Consider the following 26,144-nt stretch of genomic DNA (forward strand, 5'->3'; position numbering starts at 1 on the left):
GACCGCCGCGTCGTGCCGAGCGCCGGCACCGGGATGGGGGGGGCGGACGTCCCGTGTCGCGCTCACCGCGATCAGTCGATCTCGGTCAGTACCTGGTCGAGCGGACGGCGCGGCGTCGGTCGCAACGGCTCGGCGAAGGGCTCGGGCCATCCGATGCGCAGGGCGACGACCGGCGGGTGGTGGCCGACCAGGTACCGGAGACGGTCGCGGGTCTCCGCCACCTCGAGGACCTGCGTGATCGGGGTGGTGGCCAGACCGCTGGACGTGGCCTCGAGCAGGACCGCGCTGAGCGCCTCGCCCGCCCGCAGCACCGAGACCGGGCTCTCGTCGACCGCCGTGAGGATGGTCAGCGCCGAGGCGTCCTGGTGGTCCGCCCCGGCGTGCGGCTGGCGCAGGGTCCCGCGCGGGAACCAGCGCAGCACGAGGTCGCGGTAGGACGGGGGCGGTTCCTCGAGGCGGGCACCGGCGGGGACACCGTCGTGCGCCCCGGCGTAGCGGTGGGTCCACCGCTCCAGCTCGGCGGGATATCCCGGATGCTCGCGCTGCTGCTCGGCCGCCTCCCGCATCGCCTCGGCGACCACGGCGCGCTGGCCGCCGACGGTCAGGTGGAGGACCCCGCCGTAGGGCCGGGCCGCGTCGCCGAGTGCCTGCAGCATCTCGATGGGCACCGGCTGCGCGGAGAACCGGCGGCGATCGGTCCGGCGCCGTTCCATCGCGGCCGCGAGACGCCGGGTCCGCGGATCGGGCGCACCCGCGGCCGGACCGATCCGCACGCGCGCGAGCGGGCGGGCGGCGGGCCCGTCCGGCTCGTGGCGGACCTCGGCGTGCCACCCGTGGTCGGCGAGCGCGATGCGCAGGTGGTGCAGCGCGCAGCCGCAGCCCAGGAGCACGCCGTGTCCCCGCTCGTCGGTGAAGGGCAGCCGGCGCGTGGGGTCGACCTCCAGGTCGAGGTGGTCGTCCGCCAGGACCCAGTGCCACGGCTGGGCGTTGTGCTCCGAGGGCGCCCGCAGCGCCGGCGACACCGCGTCACGCAACGCCGCCCGGACGTCGCCGGTGGTGGGCGCGCTCATCGGGGACCTTCCTCGAGGTCGCGGGCGGCGACACGCAGTGCCGTGTCGACGATCGCGTCGGACTCCTCGCCCCGCTCGACGGCGCCGAGGACCCAGGTCAGCGTCCGGCGCACGTCGCGGTGGGGCTCCCGTCGCAAGGACGTGCGGGCCTGGTCGAGGGCGGCGAGCAGCGCCACCCGCGGCGCGCCGCGGCGACTCAGCATCACCACCCGGGACACGAGGTCCCACGCCTCGGTGGGGCGACGCTCGGGCACGGTCTCCATGACGGCTCCTCTCCTCGAGCCAGTCCAGGCCCGGCGACGCCTCCGGTCGAGGGGCCGGAGGTCACCTACGGGGTGCCGCACGTCCTTCCCGTCGGGGTCCTGGGTCCCTCACGGGCAGCTGCCGTCAGCCCCGTCCTGCCACGGGTCGAGCACGAGGCGCCGGCCCGTGACGCGCTCGGCGTCGATCTGGATCACGTGGAGGCCTCGGCCCCGCACCCAGGGCCGGTAGCGGTGGTCGATGACGGCGACCAGCCGTTCGACGTCGTTCACGACCGCGGAGTGCCCGACGACCATGACGCTCCAGCCGGTGTGCGATTCGGGGTCGACGTGGTCGGCCTCGAACGCGACGACGTCACCGCGGCGGGCCGCCTCGAGCTTGCTGCCCGCTCCGGTGCGCACGATGATCGAGCGGCCGTGCCGCACGAAGTTCACCGGGTGGACCGCGGGCAGGGCCTTCTCGGTGAACACCAGCCGCCCGACCGGGGTCGTGTCGAGCAGCTCGAGGCAGTTGCCGACCGACAGCACCTCGGTCTCGCGGCTCCCGATCATGGACGTCTCCCTCGACTCGTTCTGTCCCCGCACCGCGAGGGTGTGCGGGGGAGTCCGGCGGTCCCAGGCGCGAAGGGCCCGCCCGCAGGGGACGTCCGACCCCGTTGTCGAGGACGAACGCTCGGGCAGCGCGTTCCCGAGCCGCGTCCGCGCCGACCTCCGGCCCACCGCAGGGGTCGAGGGCACTCCGAGTCGGGCCCATGGTCCCCCGTGGACCGGGGCGCCCGTGCTTCGGGAAGAGGCCCGGAGCCCGTGCCGTCGACGCCGGCTCTCCCCGCACGCTCGATCCCTTCGACGAACGAGCGGGAGGCGACGACCATGAGCACGACGGCGGGCAGGGTCCAGCAGGCGGTCGGCCTGTTCGTCCCGAAGCGATCGGAGCTCCGCCGCGGCAGCGACCGCGCGGAGGTCGTCGCGCGCTGGGTCCTGTTGATCATCGGTCTGTTCCTCGTACCCGTCGCGCTGACGGCCGGCAGCGAGGTGACCGCCCGACTTGCGCCGCAGGTCGCGAGCCAGCAGGCGGAACGCCACGAGGTGTCCGCCGAGGTGCTCGCCGCTCCCGAACCGCAGCCCTCCACGCGGCCCGACGTCGCGTCCGAGGACTACCGGGCACCGTTGCGGTGGACCGCTGCCGACGGGACGGCGCGCGTGGCCGTCGTGAGGGTGCCCGCGGCGGCCGGGCCCGGCGACACCCGCACACTCTGGGTCGACCGCGCCGACCGGCCCGTCTCCGCGCCGATGAACCCCTCCGCGCCCGCCGCCCACGGCATGCTGGTCACGCTGTTCCTCATCCTCGCCGACCTGGTGCTCTCCCTCCTGCTGCTCGTGGGCCTGCGGTGGATCCTCGACCGCGCCCGCCTGCGCGCCTGGGACGCGGCCTGGCGCCGCTTCACCGGCCCGGACCACGAGAGCAGGCACTGAGCGTCCGGGTCGGGACAGGGGCGGAAGGCCCGCACCACGAGGACGGCCGCCGACCGGGCAAGGAGCCGATGACCCTGCCGGCACCCCCCGTGACTCGGCACGGTGCTGCCCACGAGGTCCGGAGGGGAGGACGGGTCATGGACGCCCACGACAGCCGGTCCCCGGGGATCACCTGCGGGACGCAGGCGCCCGCGGGAGCAGCGCCCTCCGTCGACCTCGACGTCCTGGTGGACACCGTCGCCCGCCCCGCCACCCTGCTCCTGGCGACCACTCCGCTGCCGCAGGCCTGGGCACGCCTCCACCACGACCCCGACCGGTGCGGGGTGGTCGTCCGCGACGGCCGGCCGATCGCGGTCGTGACCGCAGGCGGCGTCGCCGAGCGCTGGTGCGGCGGCGGACCCCTCGTCCAGCACCGCGCGACGGTCCAGGACGTGCTCGATCAACCGGGCGGGGTCGAGGTGCTGGACGGACACGACACCTTGCGTGCTGCCGCCCGGATGCTGGTGAGGACGGGTCTCATCGCGCTCCCGGTGCGCCGTCGCCCCGACCGCACGCTGCGCGTCGTGACCACCACCGGGCTCCTCACGTTCCTCCTCGCCGGTCCGCCGGCCTGAGCACGGCGGCGGAATGGTCGAGTTCGGTGGGCCGCTCGACGCACGAGAGACCCGGGACCTTCGGCCCTGACCGAACGCCTGTCACACCGTCACCGTGAGGAGTGCTCCCGACGCTCTCCGCCACCGGAGGAGGACCTGCGTGAACGAGGACGTGCGCTCGATCTCGGCAGCTCAGGACACCTCGAACCCGCTCCCCGGTGCGGCGCCCGTCCCGCCCCCGCCGGCCGACCGGGCCCGGTACCGGCCCCTCCGTCCGCTCGACGAGCTCATCGAGGACTTCCTGCTGGTCGAACGGGTTCCGTGAGCCGACGGAGCCTCCCGGTCCTCATCCGTCCACGGGACGGCGCGGCGTCGGGTGCACCGGCCGTCCCCACCCCAACCGCAGCACGACCTGGGGCCAGAGGACGCCGCCGAGCAGCGCCCGCACCCGGACGCGGATCGCCGCGACCTCCAGCGGCGGGGCGACGAACGACGCTCCCAGACCACGAGCCGTGGCGGTGAGCAGGACCTGCTGCATGGCCAGCCCGGCCCGCACCTGGGCGAGTGCGCCGTCGTCGAAGGACGTCACCACCGCGATGGTCGGCTCGTGCTCGCCCGGTCCCTCCGCGTCGAGCTCGCGCTCGTGCTGCGGGGCGGCCCCGCCGAAGTCACGGGGCCGCCAGGCGTCGTCCGGTCGCGGTGCGAGTCGCGCGAGCTCCGGTGAGAGGCCGTCCCCGGCCCGTTCCCCCGACCCGATCCATCGGGCCCACTCCGCGCGGAAGGCCGGGTCGCTCTGCTGCTGGTGGTGCGCCTCCGCGGTGAGGGCGAGCAGCCCGCGTCGCAGGGGCCGGTCGTCCACGATCACGAGCCGGCAGCTCTCCCGCCACGCGGCGCGCACGAGCTGGTTGCGCAGAGCTGCGGGGAGCGGCCGGTCGGAGAACGGGTGGCGGTCGGTGTGCCGACGCCGCACCGCGCGGGCCAGCTCGACCTCCCACCCGGCGGGAGGCCACGGAGCGCCCGGCCGCACCCGCCCGTAGAACCACGGGTCGTCACGGTCGGGCAGGAGCTGGGCGTGGGCGCGGCGGCCCTGCGCCCGCACGGTGAGCCGGACGTTGGCGATCGCGGCCCCGCAGGCGATCCGCAGCTCGCGCCCGTCCGGATCGGCGGCCTCGAGGCGCCGGCCCGGGTCCCCGTGCACCTCGACGGCGTCGTCGTGCCACCGCAGCCGCCACGGCTGGCTGTTGTGGCTCGACGGGGCGCTCGCGCCGGCGCGCAGGAGCTCCGCGATCTCCGCGTCGTCGGGCCCTCGCCGGGGAGGTGTCGCCGTCTCGCCGTCCGGTCGTGCCATGACGCCCTCCTCGGTCCGGTGTCCACCTTCGGCCGGACCGGTCCCGCGGACCAGGGACCGAGGACCCGGTCCCGGGGGACCGTCCGCCTCCGTCGCCGGGGCCGGGTCACCGCGACGCTGGGCGGCGAGGGAACCCGAGCCGGAGGAGTCGACCGATGAACGAGACGGAGAACGACCGGGCGCCGGTCGTCGTGGGGATCGACGGCTCGGATGACGCCGAGGCCGCGCTGCGGTACGCGATCGGCGAGGGGGCGCGTCGAGGCCGCCCGGTGCGGGCGGTGGTCGCCCACGAGCCACCGGACGCCTGGATGTCGCCGTACGGCATGCCGTTGCTCGCCGACGGCGGCGAGATCCGCGAGGCGGTGGAGGAGTCGGCCCGGCGGCGGGTGGAGGAGTTCCGCGCCGGGCTCGACGACGCCGAGCGTGCGGTGCCCGTGGAGGTCAGGGCGGTCACCGGGCCGGCGGCCTGGGTGCTGACGCAGGAGGGCGACGGTGCCGCGCTGCTGGTCGTCGGCCACCGCGGCCGGGGGAGGGTGCGCAGCGCGCTGCTCGGGTCGGTGGGGCTCTCGGTGGTGCTGCGTGCCCCGTGTCCCGTCACCGTGGTTCGTCCGGCCCGGGTGCGCGACGCCGCCGGGGACGCCGAGGCGGCGCCGGCCGTGGCCGGGCCGCTGCCGGTCGGACCGATCGTCTGAGCCGGCCACCGGGTTCGCCCGGCGCCGTCATCACTGCCCCGTCCGGAGCGCGGACGGGGCAGTGACGTGCGTGGTCACGGCACGGGGACACCGGACGGACCGACGGTCGACGCGACCGGGACGTGGACGTGCTCCGGCACGACCACGACGGGGCACCGGGCGTAGCCGACGAGTCGTGCGGTGAGCGATCCCCGTCGCGGACCGCCGAGGCCCTCGACCTGCCGACTGCTCACCACGAGCAGGCTCGCGCGGGCGCTCGCGTCCACCAGGACGGGCAGCGGCCGACCGAGCCGGACCTCTTCGGTGATCGCGGTGGCGTCGTCGCGAGGCAGCGCCCGGCGCAGGGTCGCGGCGAGCTGCCGCGCCGCGTCGCGCTCGAGCTCGGCCTCGCTGCCGTAGAGGTCGGGCACGCCGGCGACCGTGAGGGCGACGAGTTCGACGCCCTGCTGCCGGGCGGCCGCGGCGGCCCAGCGGAGAGCGCGGACCGACCCCTCCGACCCGTCGACCCCCACCACGACCGGGCCGCTCCGGGCGCCCGCTACGGTCTCGGAGGAGGTGCGCGGGACCGGGACGAGCTCGCCGCGCGCGACGCGGCGCAGGATGTCCCGCCGGCTGACGATCCCCACGGGCACGTCCTCGACGACCACCGGCAGGGCGCGCGTCCCGGCGGCGAGCAGGCGGTCGACGATCGCGTCGAGCGGCGTGTCGGGGGCGGCGACGGGGACCGACCGCGTCATGAGTTCGGCGGCGGGTGCCGCGTCGTCCGCGCCGACGAGGTGGAGCTCGTCGACGAGGCCGAGCAGGCGTCCGCCGGCGTCGACGACCGGCGCGGAGGCGATGCCGTGGGACACGAGCAGGGCCGCGACGGCAGGCCTCGGCGCGTCCGGGGGTGTGGTGAGCACGGGACTGGTCATGAGGTCGCGGGCCCGCAGCGGGCCGGGGTCACGGTTCATGGCGAGGATCGTCGGTGGAGGCTCGGTCGGACAGCAGGGCCGCCGGCCCGTCGGACGGGGGTACGGAGGGCCCGGGCCCGGTGACGACCGGCCCTGGGCGCGACGGACGCGTCGGCGCACCCTGCCCGCATGAGTTCGACCCGCACCCCCACCACGCCGGCCGACCGGTGGACCCCCACCGAGATCGCGACCCTGTTGGCGTCCCTGGAGCCGCTCGCCGACCCGGAGACACCGGGGTGTGCGGTCTCCGTGCGTGACCGGCGCGTCGAGCTCACGCTCGACCCCCCGTCCGACCCGCCGGCCCATCACGCTCTCGTCCGCGCCGGCCGCCTCGTCGGGGCGGTCGAGAATGCCCTGCGCTCCCTCGGCTGGGCACCGCGGACCGTCATCGCCGCGACCGCCGGGGAGCGGCCGCTCGCCGCGATCACCGCCACGCGCCGGCGCCCGGCGTCGCCGATGGACCTGGCGCGGCGCCGGGTGGCCCGCGGACCCGGCGATGGCGCGACCCCGCGCTACGCCGGCACCGCCGACATGGCGACCGTGGTGGACGTGGTCCACGGCGCCGCCACCCGCGGGGCGTGGCTGCACCTGCTGAACGGACCGACCCGCCAGGGCCTCCCCGCCTGGCACACGCCCGGCGAGGTGCCGGCCGACACGCTCGGACTCGACATCTCGTGGCGCCGCCACCCGGTCCTCGCGGTGTGCACCCACGCCGACGGGGTGCGGGACGCCGTCATCGCGGGCATCGTGGCCGAACGGGCCACGGTGGAGGCGGCGCTGCACGGGCTGCGTGCGGAGGTGCACACGGCGGTCTTCGACGACGGGGCGGTGCGGGACGCCGCCCTCCGCGCGGCCGAGCCCGAGCACGGCGTGGGCCACGCCGCGATCCGCCTCCACCCGTGACGGTCGGGAGCTAACGGCTCCCCGCCACGCTGCGCAGCACCGTCGCGGCGTCGAGCAGCCCCGCGGGTGCCCCGTCGACGGTGACGACCAGGATCGGCGGGTCCTGCGCGAGCAGGAGCTCGGCGGCCCGGGAGCGCCGCATCTCGGGCCCGACGGTCGTCACCGGGCGCGCCAGCTCCGAGACGGGATCCACCATCCGGGCCGGGCGCGCCCCGCCGTCGCGCAGGTGGCGCAGCAGGTCCACCTCCCCGAGGGCGCGGACCCGCCCGCCGCACCGCGTCACCAGGTGATCCGTATCGAGCCGGCGCACCCGGTCCAGGGCCGTCGCGACGCGCATGGTCGGCGGGACCTCGACCCGGTCGAGCGGGCTCATGACCAGGCGCACGGGCGGGTCGTCGTCGAGCGCCTCGGGCGGCGCGGCGCGGGTGGGGGACGGGGCCGTGGCGGGGGTGCTCATGTCGGCAGCGTCCGACGCAGCGCCGCGCCGGAGCAGGGCCGGAGGGCCCGCGCGGAGCGGGACCGGCGAGGCCGCGACGGGACCCCCGGCCCCTGCCCTCGTCGCGGTCCGCGCGGCAGCGTCGTCCGGGAGCGGGGGCCGTGGAGGGCCCCGGACCAGGAAGGAGAGCCCGATGACGACGGAGGTGTCGGAGGTGGGCCGGGACATCGGTGGCGCGGCACTGCCGGCGGTGGCGACGCGCTACGCGGACCGTTCGGTGGCTCCCGCCGCCCGCGATGTCACCGGCGCCCGGCTGCGGACCCGCGGGGAGGTCCGCCTCGGCCGGAGGTGGTGGCCGTACCGCGGGCACGAGGTGACGTTGCCGCAGCACGGCTATTTCCGCGAGATGCGGGTCGCCGGGGTGCTGCGGGTCGTCGACTCGTGGGTCGCCGGCACCGCCCGGCGGGAGACCACGATCCTCGGCCGGCACCGACGGCCCGCCCTCGTGGGCCCCGACCTCGCCCGCAGCGACCTCGCCCACGCGGCGTTGAGCGCGATGTTCGTGCCGTCGGTGCTGGTGCCGTCGGACGCCGTGCGGTGGGTCCCGGAGGGCCGTGACATCGCCACCGTGGCGTTCGCCGTCGCGGGTGCCCCCGCCTCCCTGCGGCTGACCCTGCACCGGAGCGGGCTCCCGCGGCGGATCGAGACCACGCGGTGGGGCGACCCCGGACACACGGGCCTGTTCCGCGAGGAGCCGTTCGGCGCGGAGATCCTCGAGCACCGGACGTTCGGTGGCCTCACGATCCCCGCGACCGGCGTCCTCGGATGGGGCCCCGACAGCCGCGGGACGACGCGGGAGGTCCTGCGCTTCCAGGTCACCGCGCTCGAGCCGATCCACGGCGACGGCCGCGACGCCCTCGACGTCGGCCGCGGTTGCTTCCCGCCCGAGGCGGCCGAGGGCGACTGACCCGTGCGGCCCAGGTCTCCGGTCCCGGAAGTCTCGGACGGGAACGGACTTCCGGCCCTGCCGTGCCGGGAGGCCGGGCGCGGAGGCTCGGTGGCGTGGAGCGAGCCGCGGCGCGCGGCCCTCGCAGCAGGCCCGAGGAGGCAGAAGATGATCGATCGTTCGGTGCCACCGGCCGGCGTGGTCGTCGGGGTCGACGGCGACCCCACGACCCTGCGGGCCGTCGGCTGGGCCGCCCAGGAGGCCGGCCGCCGGGGCCTGCCCCTCGACCTCGTCCAGGTGCTCCCGCCGTCACACCGCCCGGCCGAGGAGCTGTACCCCCCGACCGGACGCGCCCTCTCGCTGCTGGACCAGGCCCGGCGGATCGCGAGCGACGCCGCGCCCGAGGTCGCCGTGCGTCTCTCGGCCGTCGACGGGGTCGCGGGGCCGGCGCTGGTCACCGTGAGCCGTCGCGCGCACCTGCTCGTCGTCGGCGCGCGGGACCTCGCCGGCTCCCTCGAGCTCACCCTCGGACGCACGCTGGTCCACACCATGGGGCACGCCGCGTGCCCGGTGGTCGTGGTGCCCGCGCACTGGGGTCCGGAGGACCGGCACGCCGGCCCCGTGCTCGCCGGTGTCGACGGGTCTCCGGAGTCGCACGGTGCCGTCGCCTTCGCCGTCGACGTCGCCGACCGGTGGCAGGCACGGATCACCGCGATCAGTGCCCTCCCGCGGGGCACGACCGACGCCGAGGACGACGCGCGCCGTCGCGTCCTCGCCGAGGCCCGTGCCGGGTCGGCCACGACGCATCCCGGGTCGCGGATCCACGAGGTCGTCCGCCACGGCACACCGAGCGCAGAGATCCTCGCCGTCGCGCGCGACCGCGCCGCCCTGGTCGTGCTGGGGTCGCGGGGCCGCGGAGCGCTGGTCGGTCCGCTGCTCGGTTCCACCAGCCAGGCCGTGGTCCGGGCCGCGCCGTGCCCGGTCGCGGTCCTGTCGTCCGCGGCGGCCGCGCGCTGGACCTCCCCCGAGCGCGTGTGGGCCGAGGAGGGCGTGTGACGGGCCACGCCGGGGGCGACCCGGTGGTCGTCGGGATCGGTGACGGACTGCTGCGACCGCGGGTGCTCGACCGCGCCACGGCCGAGGCGCGGCGAGGGGGCGGCGCGGTGACGCTGGTGCACGCCCACGGCCCCGAGACGCCGCCGGCGCCCTGGTCCGAGGACGCGGGGCAACGGGCCGAGGCGTACCTCACCCGGACGGCTCCCGACCTCGAGGTGTCCCTCGTCTGTCGGGCCGGCGACGCCGTCGCGCTCCTCGTCGGCAGCTGCGGCGCCGGGTCGATCCTGGTCCTCGGCGACCGGCATCGCCGGCTGGCCAGTGCGGCCGGGCACGTCACCGAGCGGGCCGTCACCGCGGCGCCGTGTCCGGTGCTCGTGGTCCCGGAGTACCGCGGACCGACGCCTCCGGGCACGGTCGTCCGGCGCGCGGTCGTCGCCGGGGTGGACGACGGGCCCTCCGCGCCCGCGGTGCTCGCCCACGCGCTGCGGGCCGCGGCGGGACTCGGAGTCCCCGTCGAGGCCGTGCGTGTGGTGCCGCCGCCGTCGGGCGCCGAGACCGCCGAGGTACCCGACGCCGAGCTCGTCCGCGCCCGCCACGAGCTCGACGCCGTGGTCACGGCCGCCCGCCGCCACGGCCCCGAGGTGCCCGTCAGCACCGAGGTGGTCGCCGACCGCCCGGCCCGGGCCCTCCTGGAGCGCGCCGCGGGTGCGGACGAGCTCGTCATCGGGCACCGCCGCGACGGCGCGGCGACGGCGCGCGAGCCGGGCTCCACGGCCCGCTCGGTGCTCACCGCGGCGCCGTGCGCGGTGGCCGTCCTCGGCCCCCACGGCCGCGCGGGCTCACCGCGGCGCGCCGCGGTCGGGGAGAGCGCGCCGTGAGCGGGACCGACCCCGCGGTGGTCGAGACGCACACCGCGGTGCTGTGGTTCGCGGGCGACCGGGTGCACAAGATGAAGAAGCCGGTCGACCTCGGGTTCTGCGACTTCACGACCCTCGCGCGGCGCCGGGAGGCGTGCCTGCGGGAGATCGCGCTCAACCGGCGGCTCAGCCCGGAGGCCTACCTGGGGCTCGAGACCCTGCTCGGCCCCGACGGGACGGCCGCCGAGTACTTCGTCGCGATGCGGCGGATGCCCGCGGACCGCAGCCTCGCCGCGCTCGTGCGGGCGGGAGAGTCGGTCGACGACCACCTCCGCGCCCTGGCCCGGCGGCTCGCGGCGTTCCACAGCGCGGCCGCCCGTGACCCGGCCGTGGACCGCGAGGGCACCCTCGAGGCCGCCCGGGTCCGGTGGGCCGGCGTGCTCGACGGTCTGCGCCGCCACGCCGGCACCGTGCTGCCCGCCGACCTCGTCGACCAGGTCGCGGCCGCTGCGGAGGCCTTCCTGGCCGGGCGTCGGGCCCTGTTCGACCTGCGCCGGGCCCAGGCCCGCGTGGTGGACGGGCACGGCGACCTGCTCGCCGACGACGTGTACTGCCTGCCGGACGGGCCGGTCGTGCTGGACTGCCTGGAGTTCGACGACCGCCTGCGCTCCGTGGACGGCCTGGACGACGCGGCCTTCCTCGCCATGGATCTCGAACGCCTGGGGAGCGCCGAGCTCGCCGAGCGCTTCCTCGGCTGGTACGCCGAGTTCGCCGACGACCCGGCGCCGCCCGCGCTGCGCCACCACTTCGTCGCCTACCGCGCCGCGGTCCGGGCGGCCGTCACGTGTGTGCGGGTGGACCAGGGCGGGGGGAGCGCCGCGCTGGCGCGCGACCTGCTGGAGCTGGCCGCGGAGCACCTCGACGCGGGGCGGGTGCGCCTGGTCCTGGTCGGGGGACTGCCGGGGACCGGCAAGACCACCGTCGCCGGCGGTCTCGCCGACCGTCTCGGCGCGACGCTGCTGTCCAGCGACCGCGTCCGCAAGGAGATCGCGGGGATCGACCCGGCCACCCCGGCCGGGGCGGGCTACCGCAGCGGGCTCTACCGCCCCGAGCACACGGCGGCGACCTACGAGGAGCTCCTGCACCGTGCGGAGGCGCTCCTCGCGCGCGGCGAGTCCGTGGTGCTCGACGCGTCCTGGACCGAGGCCGTGCGGCGTGGGGAGGCCGGTGCCCTCGCGGCGCGCAGCTCGGTCCCGATGTCCGCGCTGCGGTGCGAGGTCCCCCGCGACGTCGCGGACGCCCGCATCCGGGCGCGTCGGGGTGCGGCCTCCGACGCCACCCCGCTGGTGGCCGCGGTCATGGCCGCCGACGCCGACCCGTGGCCGGAGGCCACGACCGTCGACACCGCGGGCGGCGTCGACGATGCCGTGGGTGCGGCGCTCGCGGCCGTCCGCTCTCCGGTGCGGCACGGGTCCTGGACCGTCGTCGAGGTCTGACCGCCGAGCGGCCCCACCCCCTCCAGGGGTGGGGCCGCTCACGTGTCAGGGTCGGTCGGGGAGGGCGCGGGCCGGGCGGTGGGCGGTCGCCACGGCCGCCGTCACCGCGGTCGCCCCGAGGACCACGAGCAGCCCCGCGATCACGAGCAGCAGGGTCGCGAGGGTCCGCAGACCCGGAACCGTGGCGCCGGCGTCGGCGGTGACCGCGATCCCGGCGCGCCCGTCGGGCTCCAGCACGACGAGCGACCAGTCACCCGGGGCGGGTCGCCACGTCACCGTCTGCGTGCCCGCCCCGGTGCTCTGGGCCACCCAGATGCCGGCCTCGGCCGGCGCCGGCGCCGGCGGCCCTCCGGGGTGCTCCACGACGGCGGGGCGGTTGCCGCCCCGGCCGGTGACGGTGCCGGAGGCCACCCCGGCGAGGTAGCGGTCGACCGCGTCGCGGGGGGCGACGCCGACGAACACGGGGCGAGCGGGGTCGAGGGGAGCGACCCGCACCCGCACCTCACCCAGCGCGGCGGCCGGCCAGAACGCCGCGTCCGGGGCCTGGTCGAGCAGCAGCGCCGGGGACCGCACCGCGTAGCCCCCGGCCGTCACCACGGTGGGCGGCGTCGTCAGGAATCCGGCCCGGTCGCGCGCGGTGACGTCGGTCGCCAGGCCCGTGACGCCGCCGACCAGCGGGGGCACGGCCGCGAGGCACAGCACGGCCCCGACCACCAGGGTCACGACCGGCCCCGCCGTCCAGCCGCGGCGGTCCACCGCGCTCGGGGCGACCGGGTCGGGCCCGGCGACCTCGCCCGGCTCGCGCGGACCCGCGTCGAGGGCGAACGGCGGGTAGCGGTCGGTCAGCAGGGCCGCGTAGGCCGCGACCCGCAGCACCCAGCGGTCCAGCCCGACGACGAGATCGAACAGCGCGGACGGGTAGGACCCCCGGACGGCGTGCACCACGATCCCGACGAGGGCGAGCAGGCCGACGAGCCCTCCGGCGCCCACCGACCACTGGTAGCCCTGGTCCTGCCAGACCCACCACGGGCTCGAGATCAGCAGCGCGACGACCACGTACTGGGGGAGGGCGAGCAGCCACCACTTGACCAGCACCAGCCCGCGGGACAGCCGCTCCGGGTAGGCGATCTCGAGGTCGGCCGGGTAGGTCGGGTCCGGGCGCAGGCTGAAGGGCGGATACCGGTCGGTGCCGAACGCCGCGTTGGTGTAGAAGGCGACCCGCCACGACCACCGCAGCACCCCGACCGCGAAGTCGAAGAGCACACGGGGGTAGCGCGCGGTCACGAGGATCGCGACGAACGCCACGACGGTGACCAGCCCGAGCGCGAGCCAGAGGAACGCGAGGACCATCCAGTGCGGGATCGCCAGGACCCACTTGACCAGCCACAGCCACCGCGACAGCCCGGGGTCGAGGTCGCCGCGCACCCGGAGGGGAGACGGGGGAGGCCCGGCCGGCGGGCGCGGTGGTGGTGACGGGGGTGACTGCTGTCGATCGGTGGTGGTCACGAGGACTCCTCCTCGGTCGGGCGCCCTCCGTCGCCCGGCCCGTCGGCAGCGGCGAGCGCGGCGAGCGCGTCGGTGGCGGTGACGATCCCGACGACGACACCGCCGTCGGTGACGAGCGCGGCGTCGAGACCCCCCGCGAGCACGGCGCGGGCCGTGCGGGGCGTCGTGGCGTCGACCTCGACCGTCGGCACCGGTCGCCGGGCCAGGTGTCCGACCGGACCGGTGACCCCGTCGACGGCGGCGGCGACGAGATCGCGGTCGAGCAGCAGCCCGACGCACAGGCCGTCGGCGATCACGGGGAGATGGCGCACGCCGGCCACCCGCATCACCCGCAGCGCCTCGGCGACCGTGACGTGCTCACCGACGACCCGGACCGGCCGGCTCGGGTCGATGCGCGGGGCCGTGGTGCCGGCGGATGCTCGTGTCGTCATGGCGTCATGCCAGACGCGGCCGTCGCCCGGAACCAGGGCCCACCGACCCGGCCCCACGGCCCGACCGGGTGTCGCGGCCCGTCCGACGGCCCCGGGCCCGCGGCCCGTTCGACCCTGCCGCCCGGACCCCGGCGGCAGCGACCGTGGACGTCTCACGGAGGAGGCGGACGATGACCCGGGCCCTGGTGATCTTCGAATCGATGTACGGCAACACCGAGGCGGTGGCGCGTGCGATCGCCGACGGCCTCGCCGCCCGCATGCCGGTCGACGTCGTGGAGGTCGGCGCCGCGCCGCCGGTGCCGGGTGACGACGTCGACCTCCTCGTCGTCGGCGGGCCCACCCACGCGTTCGGGATGAGCCGGGCCTCCACCCGGCGCGACGCGGCCGAGAAGGCCGCCGGCGAGCTGGTGTCGCGGGGCGACGGGGTCCGGGAGTGGCTCGCGGCCCTGCCGGCGCGCCCCGGTCTGCGGGCCGCGGCCTTCGACACCCGGGTCGCGCGGCCCCGTGTGCCGGGCTCGGCGGCCCGCGCGATCGGGCGACGCTTCCGCCGCGGCGGGGCGAGCGTCGTGGACGGGCCCCACAGCTTCTACGTCGACGGCACGGAGGGCCCGCTCTCGCCCGGCGAGCTCGACCGCGCCCGCGCCTGGGGTGCCGCTCTCGCCGCCGCGGCGGCCGTCCCGGCGGGCGGCGGAGCGTGACCGGCGAACCCGGGCGCCACGGCACCGGATCGTCCACGTCAGCAGGCGGGTGAGGGCCCGCCCGAGGAGAGGAGACCGCCATGGAGACCAACCGCGACGAGATGCACCGGGTCGACGACCTCGCCGGGGTGGGCATCGGTCGGGTCGACGACGCTGGTTGGGTCGTCGACTTCGCCGGGGTCCGCATCGGCCGGGTCGCCGAGGGAGCCGCCGTTGAGGACTTCGCCGGAGTTCACATCGGCACCGTCACGGACCACCGGCCGCGGGAGGCGACCGCCTGAGTCCGCCGTGATGGCCGCCCCCTGATCGCGGTTCGCGCACACCCCCTGGCGCTGGTGTCGCGTCACCGCACCGGTAGGCGGCGATGCCGCGGTCCTCGACTGCCACACCACGCTGCGGGACACCGCCGACCTGCACCGGCGGGAGGTCGTGCATGCCCTCGGCGATGCCGTCCTGCGGATCATCGACCGTCCGGCGTGCACCGGGTCGGCCCCGTCAGGAGCCGATCCAGATCCTCACGATCGCTCCGTGCTCGACCTCGGCGCCAGGATCGGGGTGCTGTCGACTGATGAGACCGCGGCCGGCGGCGGTGTGCGTCGCGTTCTCCGCAACAGCCAGCATGCCGGCGTCCAGGGCCCGGTCGTGCGCGTCGGTGGCGCGGACCCCGACCAGTTCGGGCACCTGCACCTTGCGGACCGGCTCCGCGGACACGGCGGGGCTGACGTCGACCATCGTGATGCTCCTCCTGACCGGTCGTCCCGGCCTGACGAGGGACGCGGCCTCGAAGCCCGAGTCCACTACCGACCAGAACGTCGAGGCGCTCGACGGTCATCCCGGGGACGCCCGGTGACGACCTGTCCGCGTCGTCAGCTCCACGGAGTGAGAGGACGCTCGCCCAGCCGACCGTCGACCACGATGTCGACGCGCTCGTCGAAGAAGCAGACCATGTCCGCGACCGGGGCGGCGTCGGGCAACGGATCGGGGTAGGTCCAGGCGATGTCGATCGGCGTGCCGGCCGTCGTGGTGCTGGCCGTCGTGGCGTCGGGCGCGGTGTCGGCCACGGCCCAGTAGGACGCAACGCCCTTGTACGCGCAGGTCGAACGGGTGGCGCTGGGCCGCAGCAGGTCGAACCGCACGTCCTCGGGGGCAGGTAGAAACGGACCGGCAGGCCGGTCTCGAAGAGCAGGCTCGGCCGTGAGCTCTCGGCGAGGACCGTCCCGCCGCGCTCGACGCGGACGTGGCGGTCGCTGCGCAGGACGTCGATGCGGGCCAACGGATCGTGCGGGTGGCCGATGACGCGTTGTGCTTCCTCGAACCACTCGTCGAACGCGTCCCAGTCGAGGACGACGTGGTCGGCGAGGTCGGGGTCCACGAGCCGGAACGCTGCCCCGATCCGTTCGTGGTCCGAGGTCCGCACGGTGAGCACCTCGCCCTCGGCGGTGTGGTGAGCGAAACCGGCCTCGGGGGTGAGCACCTCGATCGATCCCTCGCCCATCCGTACCGGCCCGCCCCGCGTGTCACCCTCTCCGAGGCGGCCCGGGACGAGGTCGGCGGCGACGTCGGCCACCGGCACGGCGTACTGGGGAACGACGCGTCGGGGTTCCCAGAGCAGAACCGCCCGGTGGGAGTCGACGACGGTCGTGCCCGCGATCGTCGCGCGCACGTGTTTCGCGGTCGGGATGTAGCGCAGCTCGGAGAGCCCGGACTCGAACCGAGCGAGGCGTGTCGCCATCACGGGAGCCTGCTCGCGTCGGGCCCGCCCATCAACACCCCCCGGTGACCCGCCCGGCAGGACCCGGCTCGCGCAGGAGCGCTCGACGTGTCGGCGCCGCCGCGACCGGGAAGCCGACTCGTGAACCTCGCGCCTCGGACCGACCGTGTCCCCACCGCCCGCCGGTCCGCGCAAGGCGCTCGTCGAGACGTCGGAACGGGCGGGGCGGCGCGTGCATCGCGTCAGATCGCCCGGGGCAGCCGCCGACGGGACGAGCATGTCGCTCCCTACCCGCACGGGCACCATCCGGGGCATCGTGGTGGGCGTCGGTGTCGCCACCGCCCTGGCCCTCGGAGCGTGCGGCGTCGACGGGAGCGCCCCGCAGCCGCCCCCTCCCGCGTCGACACCACGCGAGGCTCCCGAGTCAGTGCCGGTGGCGCCCGCCGGGGCCTCGCCGCCACCACCCGCGTCACCGGCCGAGCCCTGGGACAGCATCGCCCGGTGCGAGACCGGCGGCGACTGGCACGCCGACACCGGCAACGGGTACCAAGGCGGGCTGCAGCTCAGCCCTCGGACGTGGGCCGCGCACGGAGGTGGCCACTTCGCCCCCCAAGCCGACGAAGCGAGCCGCGAGCAGCAGATCCTCGTCGGTGAGCGGGTCCGGGCGGAGCAGGGCTGGGAAGCCTGGCCGGGCTGCACCGACAAGATCGCACCGAGCTGACGCGGCAGCCCCGAGATCGACATGACGACGCCGCGGTGCGTCCTGATCGACGGCGCGTCAGCTACGCCGGCTACGAGGAGGACGCCGCGATCTACGGTGCCGGCGAGGACGACGCCGACACCTGGCTCGCGGGTCTGAGATCGAGCGGGCGCTCCCTCGAGGACGTCCGGGGCGAGACCGCGGCCGTCTCGACTACTGGTAGTAGAGGATGCACCAGCACAAGGTGTCGCCCGTGGTGCACGCGGGTTCGGTCAGCGCGGTCATTGTCGCCGATCTGGTGAACGGGACACCGCCCCACTTCGACATGAAGTCGGTGGCCATGCCGGCGACGTACTGGTTCGGGGCGGCGGGCTGGTCGGTGCCGACGTAGGAATGCACCCCGGCGTCGAAGTCCTTCCAGCCGTTGAAGTACCAGGCGCTGTCGAACCAGTCCTCGGTGCCGGTCGAGATGATCGCCGGGGTGGTCTCGCCGTCGACGGCGATCTGGATGTTGCGTTCCTGCCAGGAGAGGTTCGACGCGCCGACCCCGCAGAGCTGGGAGTGGTAGACGATCCATCCCGCACCACCGGTGATCGAGGCGAGGACGGTGGTCTGGGTCGCGGTTCGCGTGACCCGCTGGTCCAGGAATCGGGCACCTTGCTGGCGGAGCCGCCGGCCGTTGGCGGTGTCGGTGGCGGTCAGCGCGTACGCGACCATCGAGTAGATGGTGGCCGTCTGGCTGGTGCTGGCGTTGTAGTACGCGAGCCGGATGCGCGTCCCGAAGGGCATCGGAAACGTGATCAGGAAGCCGGTGTTGAAGTTGTTGCTGTTGATCTCGGCATGGACGTGGGTGAGAGTGTGCGAACCCGCGACGACGCCGGCGCCGAAGTGTGTCGCGAACAGGGTGCCGAAGTCGATGTCGATCGACGGGGACGCGGCGCCGTCGTAGTACACCCGCAGGCGGGCATCGAGGGTGGGACCGTTCCCCCCGCCGAGGGCCATCCACAGCGACTTCACCGAGCCGGGTCCGCTGAGGTCCGCCAGAGTGCGCTCGGTCCGGGTGCCTACCGCCACGTTCTCGACCTTGACCATCCGCAGTTTGTCGGTGCTCAACGAGGCCAGGGGCGAAGACATGATCGGGCCTCCTCACACGTTTTCGGGACGCCCATCCAAGCCGGGTCGCGCGCCCGAGGGCAGCCGTGGCGGGCGAGCACCACCTGCGTGGACGCCCGGGAGCACTCGAACAGCGCAGATCGGGCCTGCCGGTACGCATCGCCCGGACGCCGGGCGGCGGCGGGTACGCATTTCCTGGCATGTCACGGCCGACCAGCGCTTCCTACCGTCGGACGCCCGGTCACCGGCACGGGGCCCGGGGTGACGACGGGGAGGTGCGTGATGGGTGCGATCGTGGTGTGCGGGGCGGGCATGGTCGGCCTGTCGGCGGCCCTGATGCTGGCCCGTGACGGGCACGAGGTGACGGTCCTGGAGGCCGACGCGACCGGGGCGCCCCCGCCGCGCGAGGCGTGGTCGTCGTGGGAACGGCGCGGCGTCGCGCAGTTCCGGCAGCCGCACAGCCTGTTCGCCCGGGTCCGGGCCGTCTGCGACGCGGAGCTGCCCGATCTGCCCGGACGGATGCTCGACGCCGGGTGCGTCACCGTCGACCCCCTCACGGCGATGCCACCGACCATGACCGATCGGACCCCGCGCGCCGGCGACGTCGCCCTGCGGGCCGTGACCGGGCGCCGGCCGGTGGTCGAGGCGGTCCTGGCCGCGGCGGCGGAGGCCGGTGGCGTGCGGGTGCGTCGCGGCGAGCGGGTCACCGGCCTGCTCACCGGCCGCCGGTCGCGCTTCGGGCTCCCGGACGGGGCGCCCGCGTCGTGCCCCCACGTCGTCGGGGTGCGGACCGCGCGTGGCGAGGAGATCCGCGCCGACCTCCTCGTCGACGCCACCGGGCGCCGCGCGCCCGGGGCGAGATGGCTGTTCGCCCTGGGTGCGCCGCTGACCGAGACCCGCGCCGTGGACCGTGGCTTCGTCTACTACACGCGCTTCTACACGGGCCCGGAACTGCCGCCCCGGATCGGTCCGCCGCTGGCGCCGCTGGGCTCCGTCTCGCTGCTGACCATCCCCGGCGACGACCACACGTGGTCGGTGACCGTCTTCGGGCTCGCCGAGGACCGGGCGCTGCAGGCCGTGCGCGAGCACACCGTGTTCGAGCGGGTCGTCGCCGCGTGTCCCTGGCAGGCGCCGTGGCTGGCCGGCGAACCGATCACCGGGATCCTGCCGATGGGCGGCGGGCTGGACCGGCGGACGCGCCTCGTGCGCGCGGGCCGGCCCGTCGTGACGGGGCTCGTCGCGATCGGGGACGCCTGGTGCGCCACCAACCCGTCGGCCGGGCGCGGGATCAGCATCGGCTTCGTCCATGCCCAGCAGCTGCGCCACGTGGTCCGCGCCCACCTCGGCGACCCCGGAGCGTTGGCGGAGGCGTTCGACCAGCGCACCGAGGGGGTCGTCGCACCGCTGGTCGAGGTCCAGACCCGCGCCGACCGGGTCCGCGTTGCCGAGATGCGGGCCGAGATCGCCGGCGCCCCCGTACCGCCGAGCGACGACGCGGTGATGCGCCTGGCGGCAGCGGCCGCGAGCGACGCCGATGCGCTGCGGGGCGTCCTCGAGATCGTGCACTGCCTGGCCCTGCCCGAGGAGGTCCTGGCCCGCCCGGAGGTTCGGGCCGCGGTCGACACCGTCGGTCCGGTCCTGCCGCGTCGGGTCCCGGGCCCGGACCGCGCCGAGCTCCTCGGCCTCCTCGCCGAGCACCCCGGCCTCGCCCAGGTGCCCGCCCCGCGCAGCCCGCAGCGGGTCGAGGTTGCCTCCTGACTCCGCGGCCGGACCCGGGTGTCCGCTCCGGGGATGCGCGCCGTGCTCGCTCACACCCAGCGCATCGCCCTGATCAGTCACCGGTGCGGCCGACCTCCGGTTCCGGGACGTCGCGTTGCTCCGACCAGGAAACCGATCTGCAGCGGTGCCAGGTCGCTTCCCGGGCCCTGGTTGCGCCGGTCGATCAGTGCTGCGGCTGAGATCTCCTCCGCCGCGAGGACCAGCCCGGACGTGCCGTGTCCGTCGAGGTCGGGTGAATGTGTCCGGTCCTGCCGAACGACGCTATGGTCCTGAAATGCGACCTCTCCGGTACTCGATCAACGTCACGCTCGACGGCTGCGTCGACCACCGTGAGGGCACGCCGAGCGAGCAGCTCCACCAGCACGCGGCGGAGACGATCGCCCGGGCCGACGCCCTGATCTTCGGGCGACGGACCTACCAGATGATGGAGTTCTGGCGGGAGGAGGCGGCCGGACCGGACCCGGGCCCGTTCGCCCGCAGCATCGACGTCGCGAAGAAGTACGTCGTGTCCGGCACGCTCGACGACGTCGACTGGAACGCGGAGCTGGTGCGCCCCGACGATCTGGAGGCCACCGTCCGGCGTCTGAAGGACGAGCCCGGCGAGGGGCTGTACTGCGGCGGCGTCCAGCTCCCGCTCGCCCTGGCGGACCTCGGACTGATCGACGAGTACGAGTTCTGGGTGCACCCGCGCCTCGCCGGCCACGGCCCGACGTTGTTCGCCGGCCTCGCGGAGCCCCTGGCCCTGGAGCTCGTGGGCCGCCGCGAGTTCGACGGGGGCGTGGTGGCGCATCGTTACGTGCCGCGCTGAGACGGACGGGCAGCGGGCTCCCGCTCGTCCGGTCTAGTGCTCACCGCGGGGGTCGGTGCCGGCGCGGAGACGGTCGCGCAGCGCAGTGGCGATCTCCGTGGCGGTGCGCCGGGTGTGGTCCGAGGCGCTGCCGGCGAGCTCGTCGCGGAGGAGGGCGGCGACCACCCGCAGCTTGGTGTTGGTCTGCTGGGACAGCCGGATCAGGGTGTCGAACGCCTGCTGGTCGGTGAGGTCGAGGGCGTGCATGAGCATCCCCTTGGCCTGCTCGATGTCGGGCAGGGACTCGAGCTGGCGCTCGCGGTGTTCCAGCTGGTCCCGCAGCTGCTCCAGCTGACCGGGAGCGGCGTCGGCCGGCCCGCCGGGCGTCGACGGGGCGGGTGGGGCGACCACCCGTACGCGGCTCAGGTCGAGCCAGTCGGCCAGGCGGGCGACGGCGTGACGATCGACGTGCAGGAGGACGTCGCGGTCGAGGGTGCGGGCGTAGTGGTCGAGCGCCTCGAGGCCGCGATGGTCGATGAACTCGAGCTCGACGGCGTCGATCACCAGCACGTCGCCGAGACCGAGCGGTCCGACCCGTTCCAGGGTGCGCACCACGGCGTGCCACCCGGCTCGGTCGATCTCGCCGGCGAGCGCGGCGTCGACGGCGGGGTCGGCGTAGAGGCGGAACCGCGCGGCCCCGGGGTTGGCCAGCGGATGCAGGCACACCAGCTCCGCAGCGGCGTCGCCGATGACGCGGTGGTCGACCGCGCACAGCGCCGAGATCGGCAGGGCGGCCATCTTCTGGTCGATCAGGAACTCGAAGCGGGCGAAGCGGTCCCGTTGTCCCTCGGTGACGACCAGCGACGTCGTGTCCACGACCGCGCGGAACCCGCCGTACCCGGCGCGCACGACCGCCTCGGTCGCCGCGACACGGGACCGGACCGCGAGGTCGGGGTCGACGACGGCGCTCTCGGCGGCCAGGCCGTAGAACTCGCGGATCGGTGTGACCGCCACCCGGTCCGGCGCGAGCCCGGGGACCGGGGGAGCAGGGCGAGCTCCGTGCGCAGAGCCTCCCGGTCGCCGGCGCCGACGTACTCCACCCAGTGGCCCTCGACGAGACCGTCGGCGAGGAACCGTGCGGCCTGCAGGAAGAACTCGTCCCGGTCCCGGTAGGACCAGCCCAGATGCCCGAAGGGCGTCAGTCCCGCCGCCGAATCCACCACAGCCTGTCGCCGCGCCATCCCCCGCCCTGATCCCCCGTGAGGTCCCGGCCCCGCCGGCGCCCGGCCGCGGGCGGCCGATGCGCGTCGACCGCTGTGGCGGATCGAGCTCTGGCCGGCACCGCGCCGGCTCGGACCGACGACGATGTTGGCACCGGCACGAGGCGCGGGTCCACCGCACCGGGGAGCGCGCCGGGGAGGACGTAGGCGAACGAGGCCGTTGGCCAGCAGGCGCAGCAGTGCGCCCGTATGTCCCGGGGGCGCGTCGAACCGGCGCGCGGCGGCGGGCCGTGGTGCGACCATGGCTGTGCCGGTCCCGGACGCTGTTCCTACCCCCCGGGGACGAAGTCCGGGGCCGGCCCCGACAGCGGCGCCGGGCCCACGGCCCGAACGCCGCACCTCGTGGGTGCCCCGGCACGCCCCCCGTGACGGACACGCCGCGTGCCGGGGCCAGGCCCGTCGCTCCGCCACGGAGCAGGGGACCTGCGGAGTTGTTGACGATTCGATTGATCGACTAACGCCGCCGCTGCGGTCGTCCGGGGCGGTGTGCTCACCGCGCGGGATCGAGCTCCCGCAGGTTCGCCACCAGCTCGGCGAAGTGCGCCGGCGGCGGCGGAGCGTCGCCGGGGCGGTTGAGCCGCAGGCGGTCGGCCACCCGGCCGTAGCGTTCCCGGAGGAGCACGGCGGCCTCGCCCGGTGACCCGACGGCGCACATCGCGTGGAGGAGGTCGTCGTCGACGAGGTGGGGCATGTCGTCCCACCGGCCCTGCTTCGACAGCCGGTGGAGCTCGTCCTGCAGCTCTCCCTGCCCGTGGAGCTCGAGGACCCGGCGGTACGCGGGTGTCGAACCGTAGAAGGAGATCTGGCGGCGCACCGCCTCGACGTCGCTCTCGTCGAGCGCGACGAACGGGGACAGCGCGATCTGCAGAGGAGGGCGGCCCGGCGGCCGGTGGGCCGTGACCTCGGGGACGATCACCTCCTCGAGATAGGCCCGGGTGCAGAACGGGTGGACGAAGAGCCCGTCGGCCACCTCGGCGGCGACCCGGAGCATCCGCGGCCCGACCGCGGCGAGGAAGACCGGCGGCGCACCGTGGGGGTTCGGCGGCGGCGTGAAGGCCGGTGCCATGAGCGAGTGCTCGTAGAACCGTCCGCGGTGCGCGAGGGGCTCACCGGTCGTCCAGGTGTGCCAGATCGCGCGCAGCGCGACGACGAACTCGCGCATGCGGTCGGCCGGCTCCGACCAGGGCATGGAGAACCGCCGGGCGACGTGGGGCCGGATCTGGCTGCCGAGCCCGAGGATCAACCGCCCACCGGAGAAGCGCTGCAGGTCCCAGGACGGGTACGCGATGGTCATCGGGGTCCGGGCGAAGGCGATGGCGACCGACGGGCCCACCTCGATGCGCTGCGAGTGCTCGCACGCCAGGGTCAGGGACAGGAACGGGTCGGCGCGGTTCTCGGTGTTCCACGCGCCGTCGAACCCGATCTCCTCGCAGGCGCGGACGTCACCGGCGACCGAGGACAGGGTCGTGTCGAGCCGTGCGTCGATCTTCATCGAACGGTGGACTCAGGCGCCGGGCACGGAGCCGGGCGGCAGGAACTCCACGTCGTGCAGCGCGGACTGCCGGACGACCTCGTCGGGATCCCGGAGGTCGTGCAGCTGGTCGAACAGGTGGGCCAGGTTGCCGGTCGGGCTCACCCAGAACAGGGCGCGGGTGTCGGCCTCGGTGCGGTTGTAGTAGGCGTGGGGGAGGCCGCGCGGCATCAGCACCGTGTCGCCGGGACCGGCCTCCTCCCACTGGCCGTCGAGGTAGAGCGTGAAGACGCCGCCGAGGACGTGGATGTGCTCGTCCTGCGTGGGGTGCACGTGGGGCGGTACGCCGGTGCCCGGCGGGTCGAGGGTCTCGAACGCGAAGCTGGACTCGCTGATCGCCTTCGCCCAGTAGGTGTGGCCGAGCACGTTCCACACCCGGCGGTGCTGACCTTCACCAGCGCGGACGATGCCCTTGGGCAGGGGACCCAGCACGATCTCGTCTCCGTCGAACATGCCCGGACCGTACTGCGCGCTCCTCGAGCGCGTTCCTCGTCGGCGGGCGCGTTTCTCGATCTTCCCGGACGGCTAGCCCACGGGCTCATCACGTCGACGGCTCTGGTGCGGTCGGCGTGACACCGAGGACGGGAGCAGGACCATGACCGACGAGAAGGACGAGGCGACCACCGGGTCGGCCGGCACCGGCCGGGACGCGGGCGCCGGGGGCAACGGTCCCACCAACATCCCGGAGGAGTCCGCGTCCTCGGAGTCGGACCTCGCGCTGTCGAAGCAGGCGGCCCGGCGGGACGGGGAAGAGGACGGGGAGTAGGACCACGACGCCGGCGCTCCACCCACACGGTGCGGGCGCCGGTTCCCGCCTCGGGGCCGGCTCAGCGAGGCTCGGCCCGCGCGCCACCCTCCTCGGTCCGGCGCTTCTGCTCGACGCGGTACCCGACGAGGATGTGGGCGACGCCCACGACGGCGGCCGCCAGCGCCGCCGGCGGGAAGACCGCGGCCGCCACGCACGTGACGACGGCCCACGCGCCGATCACGAGGACGAGTGCGCGGTGGTAGCGCTGCCGTGCCCGCCGGCTGCCGGGGCGCTCGGCGCCCTCGACCTCCGGTCCGCCCGCCCGGGGCCGGGCCCAGGCGAAGAACCTCGACTGCGCGAGCACGGAGCGAGACGACACGGCCGACCCCTGGAGAGAAGCAGAAACGGGCCCCACGACCCGTTCGTCGACTCTAGGGCCCGGCGGTCCTGTCGGCGGGTCCACAGCGCTCGGAGTGGGCAACGGTTCGGCCACGACCACCCGATCCGGTGAGCACGCCCGGTGTCATCGACGTCCACCCCGGCCGAGCTGCGCGAGGAGCCACCACAGGGCCCGCTGCGGCGCGTCCGGGAGCCCCGCCACGGTGAACGACCAGTCGTGCTCGGCGTTGATGCGGGCCAGCTCCCGCAGCGGTGGACGGTCCGGCGACGAGGCCAGGGCGCGCAGCTGGGCCTGCAACGGGCCGGCCGGGCTCTCCACGGTGCGCAGCCGGACCGGCTCGGCGAACGGGTTGGCGAACGCGTGGGTGGTGCCCGGGGGCACGGCGACGGACTCGCCGGGCACCAGCAGACGACGCTCCCGCCCGACGCGGACCACCAGCCGTCCCGAGGCGACGGTGAAGTGCTCCCACTCGTGGCGGTGCCGGTGGGTCGGGGGACCGGCGTGGTGGGGTGGGAGCAGCGCGGTGAAGGCGAAGTCCGGCGCCGAGGACTCGATGGTGAGCACCTGACCGTCGGGGAACTCCAGCGTCGTCACGTCGCACCGCCTCCCGTCCGGAGGTCCACGCGGGCCGGACGGAACGGCGCCGGGCCGAGCGACATCAGGGCGACGCCGTGGCCTCGTGCGCCCCGTGCAGGGGGGCTGCGTGGTCGGTCTTTGCGGCGCGCTGCGCCCTCTCGGTGAAGGCGATGGCGGCCCAGATCAGGAGCCCCGGGACGACCCAGTTGAAGACGAGGTCGGTCGGGCGGAACCCGGCACCGGCCCCGGGTGCGTCGAACGTCCCCGCGACGGCGTGGCTCACCGCCATGCCCACGATCACCGCACCCCACACCGCGCTGATCCGGCGGTTGATCGACCGGAAGCGCTCGGTGTGCCAGAACTCGCGGGGCACGCTCTCGCGGGCGTACTGCTCGGTGAACGGCATCACCGGCAGGGTCGCGAAGATGATCGCGGCCAGGGCCGCCGCGGCGAGCGCGCGCCCGTAGCCGGCGAGGAAGGCGTCCACGCCGGGCACCGCGAACGCCACGATCCCCAGGGCCAGGAACACGACCGCCGCACTGACCTCGAGCAGCTTGGGCGACTCGCCCTTGATCATCTCGCGGGCGATCAGGCCGACGGCGACGACCAGCGCCAACAGACACGCCACGCCGACCGCGCCGGCACCGAGCCGGCTCGCCGTCAGGGTGAACACGATCCATGGTACGAACCCGGACAGCGTCTTCAGGGATGACATAGAGTGATGATCGCCCCGGGAAGTCTGAGGCGTGAATGCCCTGATCGAGTGGTCAGGCGAACGCTTCGATCCCGAGCGTGGCTGGC

General features: G+C 75.5%; 32 protein-coding genes and 1 pseudogene. 16 read left to right on the top strand and 17 right to left on the bottom strand.

The genetic code is table 11. The features are described from left to right. Window positions 1-71: 71 nt before the first annotated feature. The 3 genes from ACFPK1_RS16645 to ACFPK1_RS16655 all read right to left on the bottom strand — a co-directional run bounded on the left by ACFPK1_RS16645 (window position 72) and on the right by ACFPK1_RS16655 (window position 1,882). Window positions 72-1,070 carry an Acg family FMN-binding oxidoreductase gene (locus tag ACFPK1_RS16645; protein WP_378022052.1) on the bottom strand — a complete coding sequence of 333 codons (999 nt, stop codon included), beginning with the start codon at window positions 1,068-1,070 and terminating at the stop codon, window positions 72-74. Then, the gene (locus tag ACFPK1_RS16650; protein ID WP_378022053.1) at window positions 1,067-1,333 is read right to left on the bottom strand and encodes a hypothetical protein; all 267 of its coding nucleotides are present in this window, start codon (window positions 1,331-1,333) and stop codon (window positions 1,067-1,069) included. Before ACFPK1_RS16650 ends, ACFPK1_RS16645 begins: the two co-directional genes overlap by 4 nt. 108 nt (window positions 1,334-1,441) lie before the next feature. Further along, window positions 1,442-1,882 (bottom strand): pyridoxamine 5'-phosphate oxidase family protein, encoded by a 441-nt coding sequence (locus ACFPK1_RS16655; RefSeq protein WP_378022054.1) that lies wholly within the window; start codon window positions 1,880-1,882, stop codon window positions 1,442-1,444. A 318-nt stretch (window positions 1,883-2,200) separates the two neighbouring features. On the opposite strand from ACFPK1_RS16655, the gene ACFPK1_RS16660 reads away from it, so the two are divergent. From ACFPK1_RS16660 to ACFPK1_RS16670, 3 genes are all read left to right on the top strand, one after another. Next, the gene (locus tag ACFPK1_RS16660) at window positions 2,201-2,803 is read left to right on the top strand and encodes an Rv1733c family protein (RefSeq protein ID WP_378022055.1); all 603 of its coding nucleotides are present in this window, start codon (window positions 2,201-2,203) and stop codon (window positions 2,801-2,803) included. Between the two features lie 137 nt (window positions 2,804-2,940). Further along, window positions 2,941-3,417, top strand: a complete 477-nt coding sequence (locus ACFPK1_RS16665) for a CBS domain-containing protein (protein WP_378022056.1) — start codon at window positions 2,941-2,943, stop codon at window positions 3,415-3,417. A gap of 139 nt (window positions 3,418-3,556) precedes the next feature. Next, complete coding sequence (locus ACFPK1_RS16670; RefSeq protein WP_378022057.1) at window positions 3,557-3,721, top strand: hypothetical protein; 165 nt, start codon at window positions 3,557-3,559, stop codon at window positions 3,719-3,721. A gap of 21 nt (window positions 3,722-3,742) precedes the next feature. Here the strand turns inward: ACFPK1_RS16670 and ACFPK1_RS16675 are convergent, their stop codons facing one another. Beyond that, window positions 3,743-4,744 carry an Acg family FMN-binding oxidoreductase gene (locus ACFPK1_RS16675; protein WP_378022058.1) on the bottom strand — a complete coding sequence of 334 codons (1,002 nt, stop codon included), beginning with the start codon at window positions 4,742-4,744 and terminating at the stop codon, window positions 3,743-3,745. Window positions 4,745-4,899: 155 nt separating this feature from the next. Here ACFPK1_RS16675 and ACFPK1_RS16680 point away from each other — a divergent pair, with 155 nt between their 5' ends. After that, the gene (locus ACFPK1_RS16680; protein ID WP_378022059.1) at window positions 4,900-5,436 is read left to right on the top strand and encodes a universal stress protein; all 537 of its coding nucleotides are present in this window, start codon (window positions 4,900-4,902) and stop codon (window positions 5,434-5,436) included. 74 nt (window positions 5,437-5,510) lie between these two features. Here ACFPK1_RS16680 and ACFPK1_RS16685 read toward each other — a convergent pair whose 3' ends face one another. After that, window positions 5,511-6,389, bottom strand: a complete 879-nt coding sequence (locus tag ACFPK1_RS16685) for a CBS domain-containing protein (RefSeq protein WP_378022060.1) — start codon at window positions 6,387-6,389, stop codon at window positions 5,511-5,513. A 129-nt stretch (window positions 6,390-6,518) separates the two neighbouring features. Here ACFPK1_RS16685 and ACFPK1_RS16690 point away from each other — a divergent pair, with 129 nt between their 5' ends. Further along, window positions 6,519-7,292 carry a hypothetical protein gene (locus tag ACFPK1_RS16690; RefSeq protein ID WP_378022061.1) on the top strand — a complete coding sequence of 258 codons (774 nt, stop codon included), beginning with the start codon at window positions 6,519-6,521 and terminating at the stop codon, window positions 7,290-7,292. A gap of 10 nt (window positions 7,293-7,302) precedes the next feature. On the opposite strand, the gene ACFPK1_RS16695 is transcribed toward ACFPK1_RS16690, so the two are convergent. Next, window positions 7,303-7,749, bottom strand: a complete 447-nt coding sequence (locus tag ACFPK1_RS16695) for a hypothetical protein (RefSeq protein WP_378022062.1) — start codon at window positions 7,747-7,749, stop codon at window positions 7,303-7,305. 172 nt (window positions 7,750-7,921) lie between these two features. On the opposite strand from ACFPK1_RS16695, the gene ACFPK1_RS16700 reads away from it, so the two are divergent. From ACFPK1_RS16700 to ACFPK1_RS16715, 4 genes are all read left to right on the top strand, one after another. Then, on the top strand, window positions 7,922-8,695 hold the full coding sequence (locus tag ACFPK1_RS16700; RefSeq protein WP_378022063.1) for a DUF6544 family protein: 774 nt from the start codon (window positions 7,922-7,924) through the stop codon (window positions 8,693-8,695). A 147-nt stretch (window positions 8,696-8,842) separates the two neighbouring features. After that, entirely contained in the window at window positions 8,843-9,730 is an 888-nt protein-coding gene (locus ACFPK1_RS16705; protein ID WP_378022064.1) for a universal stress protein, read from the top strand. Next, the gene (locus tag ACFPK1_RS16710) at window positions 9,727-10,608 is read left to right on the top strand and encodes a universal stress protein (RefSeq protein WP_378022065.1); all 882 of its coding nucleotides are present in this window, start codon (window positions 9,727-9,729) and stop codon (window positions 10,606-10,608) included. Before ACFPK1_RS16705 ends, ACFPK1_RS16710 begins: the two co-directional genes overlap by 4 nt. Beyond that, complete coding sequence (locus tag ACFPK1_RS16715; protein ID WP_378022066.1) at window positions 10,605-12,083, top strand: bifunctional aminoglycoside phosphotransferase/ATP-binding protein; 1,479 nt, start codon at window positions 10,605-10,607, stop codon at window positions 12,081-12,083. Before ACFPK1_RS16710 ends, ACFPK1_RS16715 begins: the two co-directional genes overlap by 4 nt. 45 nt (window positions 12,084-12,128) lie before the next feature. Here the strand turns inward: ACFPK1_RS16715 and ACFPK1_RS16720 are convergent, their stop codons facing one another. Beyond that, window positions 12,129-13,589, bottom strand: coding sequence for a DUF4389 domain-containing protein (locus tag ACFPK1_RS16720; RefSeq protein ID WP_378022067.1), 1,461 nt, complete (start codon window positions 13,587-13,589; stop codon window positions 12,129-12,131). Next, the gene (locus ACFPK1_RS16725; protein ID WP_378022068.1) at window positions 13,586-14,020 is read right to left on the bottom strand and encodes a CBS domain-containing protein; all 435 of its coding nucleotides are present in this window, start codon (window positions 14,018-14,020) and stop codon (window positions 13,586-13,588) included. Before ACFPK1_RS16725 ends, ACFPK1_RS16720 begins: the two co-directional genes overlap by 4 nt. A 170-nt stretch (window positions 14,021-14,190) precedes the next feature. Here ACFPK1_RS16725 and ACFPK1_RS16730 point away from each other — a divergent pair, with 170 nt between their 5' ends. Together ACFPK1_RS16730 and ACFPK1_RS16735 are read left to right on the top strand one after the other, a co-directional pair. After that, window positions 14,191-14,718 (top strand): flavodoxin family protein, encoded by a 528-nt coding sequence (locus ACFPK1_RS16730; protein ID WP_378022069.1) that lies wholly within the window; start codon window positions 14,191-14,193, stop codon window positions 14,716-14,718. Between the two features lie 80 nt (window positions 14,719-14,798). Then, window positions 14,799-14,999, top strand: coding sequence for a hypothetical protein (locus tag ACFPK1_RS16735; RefSeq protein ID WP_378022070.1), 201 nt, complete (start codon window positions 14,799-14,801; stop codon window positions 14,997-14,999). Between the two features lie 214 nt (window positions 15,000-15,213). On the opposite strand, the gene ACFPK1_RS16740 is transcribed toward ACFPK1_RS16735, so the two are convergent. Both ACFPK1_RS16740 and ACFPK1_RS16745 read right to left on the bottom strand, forming a co-directional pair. Then, the gene (locus ACFPK1_RS16740; RefSeq protein ID WP_378022071.1) at window positions 15,214-15,450 is read right to left on the bottom strand and encodes a PASTA domain-containing protein; all 237 of its coding nucleotides are present in this window, start codon (window positions 15,448-15,450) and stop codon (window positions 15,214-15,216) included. Window positions 15,451-15,584: 134 nt separating this feature from the next. Further along, a pseudogene (locus tag ACFPK1_RS16745) lies at window positions 15,585-15,991 on the bottom strand (DUF427 domain-containing protein). Between ACFPK1_RS16745 and ACFPK1_RS16750 the strand changes: the two are divergent. Further along, window positions 15,956-16,498, top strand: a complete 543-nt coding sequence (locus ACFPK1_RS16750; RefSeq protein ID WP_378022200.1) for a hypothetical protein — start codon at window positions 15,956-15,958, stop codon at window positions 16,496-16,498. The pseudogene ACFPK1_RS16745 and the gene ACFPK1_RS16750 overlap by 36 nt on opposite strands. A 364-nt stretch (window positions 16,499-16,862) precedes the next feature. After that, window positions 16,863-17,150, top strand: a complete 288-nt coding sequence (locus tag ACFPK1_RS16755; RefSeq protein WP_378022072.1) for a transglycosylase family protein — start codon at window positions 16,863-16,865, stop codon at window positions 17,148-17,150. Between the two features lie 192 nt (window positions 17,151-17,342). Here ACFPK1_RS16755 and ACFPK1_RS16760 read toward each other — a convergent pair whose 3' ends face one another. Beyond that, window positions 17,343-18,221: a DUF2961 domain-containing protein gene (locus ACFPK1_RS16760; RefSeq protein WP_378022073.1), complete on the bottom strand. Its 879-nt coding sequence runs from the start codon at window positions 18,219-18,221 to the stop codon at window positions 17,343-17,345. 303 nt (window positions 18,222-18,524) lie between these two features. On the opposite strand from ACFPK1_RS16760, the gene ACFPK1_RS16765 reads away from it, so the two are divergent. Both ACFPK1_RS16765 and ACFPK1_RS16770 read left to right on the top strand, forming a co-directional pair. Next, window positions 18,525-20,000, top strand: a complete 1,476-nt coding sequence (locus ACFPK1_RS16765) for an FAD-dependent oxidoreductase (protein ID WP_378022074.1) — start codon at window positions 18,525-18,527, stop codon at window positions 19,998-20,000. 295 nt (window positions 20,001-20,295) lie between these two features. Beyond that, the gene (locus ACFPK1_RS16770; RefSeq protein ID WP_378022075.1) at window positions 20,296-20,829 is read left to right on the top strand and encodes a dihydrofolate reductase family protein; all 534 of its coding nucleotides are present in this window, start codon (window positions 20,296-20,298) and stop codon (window positions 20,827-20,829) included. Window positions 20,830-20,862: 33 nt separating this feature from the next. Here the strand turns inward: ACFPK1_RS16770 and ACFPK1_RS16775 are convergent, their stop codons facing one another. The 3 genes from ACFPK1_RS16775 to ACFPK1_RS16785 form a co-directional block, all read right to left on the bottom strand. After that, on the bottom strand, window positions 20,863-21,822 hold the full coding sequence (locus ACFPK1_RS16775; RefSeq protein WP_378022076.1) for an ANTAR domain-containing protein: 960 nt from the start codon (window positions 21,820-21,822) through the stop codon (window positions 20,863-20,865). A 756-nt stretch (window positions 21,823-22,578) separates the two neighbouring features. Beyond that, entirely contained in the window at window positions 22,579-23,580 is a 1,002-nt protein-coding gene (locus tag ACFPK1_RS16780) for a TIGR03617 family F420-dependent LLM class oxidoreductase (protein ID WP_378022077.1), read from the bottom strand. 12 nt (window positions 23,581-23,592) lie between these two features. Beyond that, window positions 23,593-24,072, bottom strand: coding sequence for a cupin domain-containing protein (locus ACFPK1_RS16785; protein WP_378022078.1), 480 nt, complete (start codon window positions 24,070-24,072; stop codon window positions 23,593-23,595). Between the two features lie 142 nt (window positions 24,073-24,214). On the opposite strand from ACFPK1_RS16785, the gene ACFPK1_RS16790 reads away from it, so the two are divergent. Beyond that, the gene (locus ACFPK1_RS16790; protein ID WP_378022079.1) at window positions 24,215-24,385 is read left to right on the top strand and encodes a hypothetical protein; all 171 of its coding nucleotides are present in this window, start codon (window positions 24,215-24,217) and stop codon (window positions 24,383-24,385) included. A gap of 61 nt (window positions 24,386-24,446) precedes the next feature. Here the strand turns inward: ACFPK1_RS16790 and ACFPK1_RS16795 are convergent, their stop codons facing one another. From ACFPK1_RS16795 to ACFPK1_RS16805, 3 genes are all read right to left on the bottom strand, one after another. Then, on the bottom strand, window positions 24,447-24,746 hold the full coding sequence (locus ACFPK1_RS16795) for a hypothetical protein (protein WP_378022080.1): 300 nt from the start codon (window positions 24,744-24,746) through the stop codon (window positions 24,447-24,449). Window positions 24,747-24,890: 144 nt separating this feature from the next. Continuing rightward, window positions 24,891-25,361, bottom strand: coding sequence for a cupin domain-containing protein (locus ACFPK1_RS16800; protein WP_378022081.1), 471 nt, complete (start codon window positions 25,359-25,361; stop codon window positions 24,891-24,893). Window positions 25,362-25,425: 64 nt separating this feature from the next. After that, complete coding sequence (locus ACFPK1_RS16805; RefSeq protein WP_378022082.1) at window positions 25,426-26,058, bottom strand: hypothetical protein; 633 nt, start codon at window positions 26,056-26,058, stop codon at window positions 25,426-25,428. Between the last annotated feature and the right edge of the window lie 86 nt (window positions 26,059-26,144).

It is taken from the genome of Actinomycetospora rhizophila (assembly GCF_042657905.1).
GTDB lineage: Bacteria > Actinomycetota > Actinomycetes > Mycobacteriales > Pseudonocardiaceae > Actinomycetospora > Actinomycetospora rhizophila.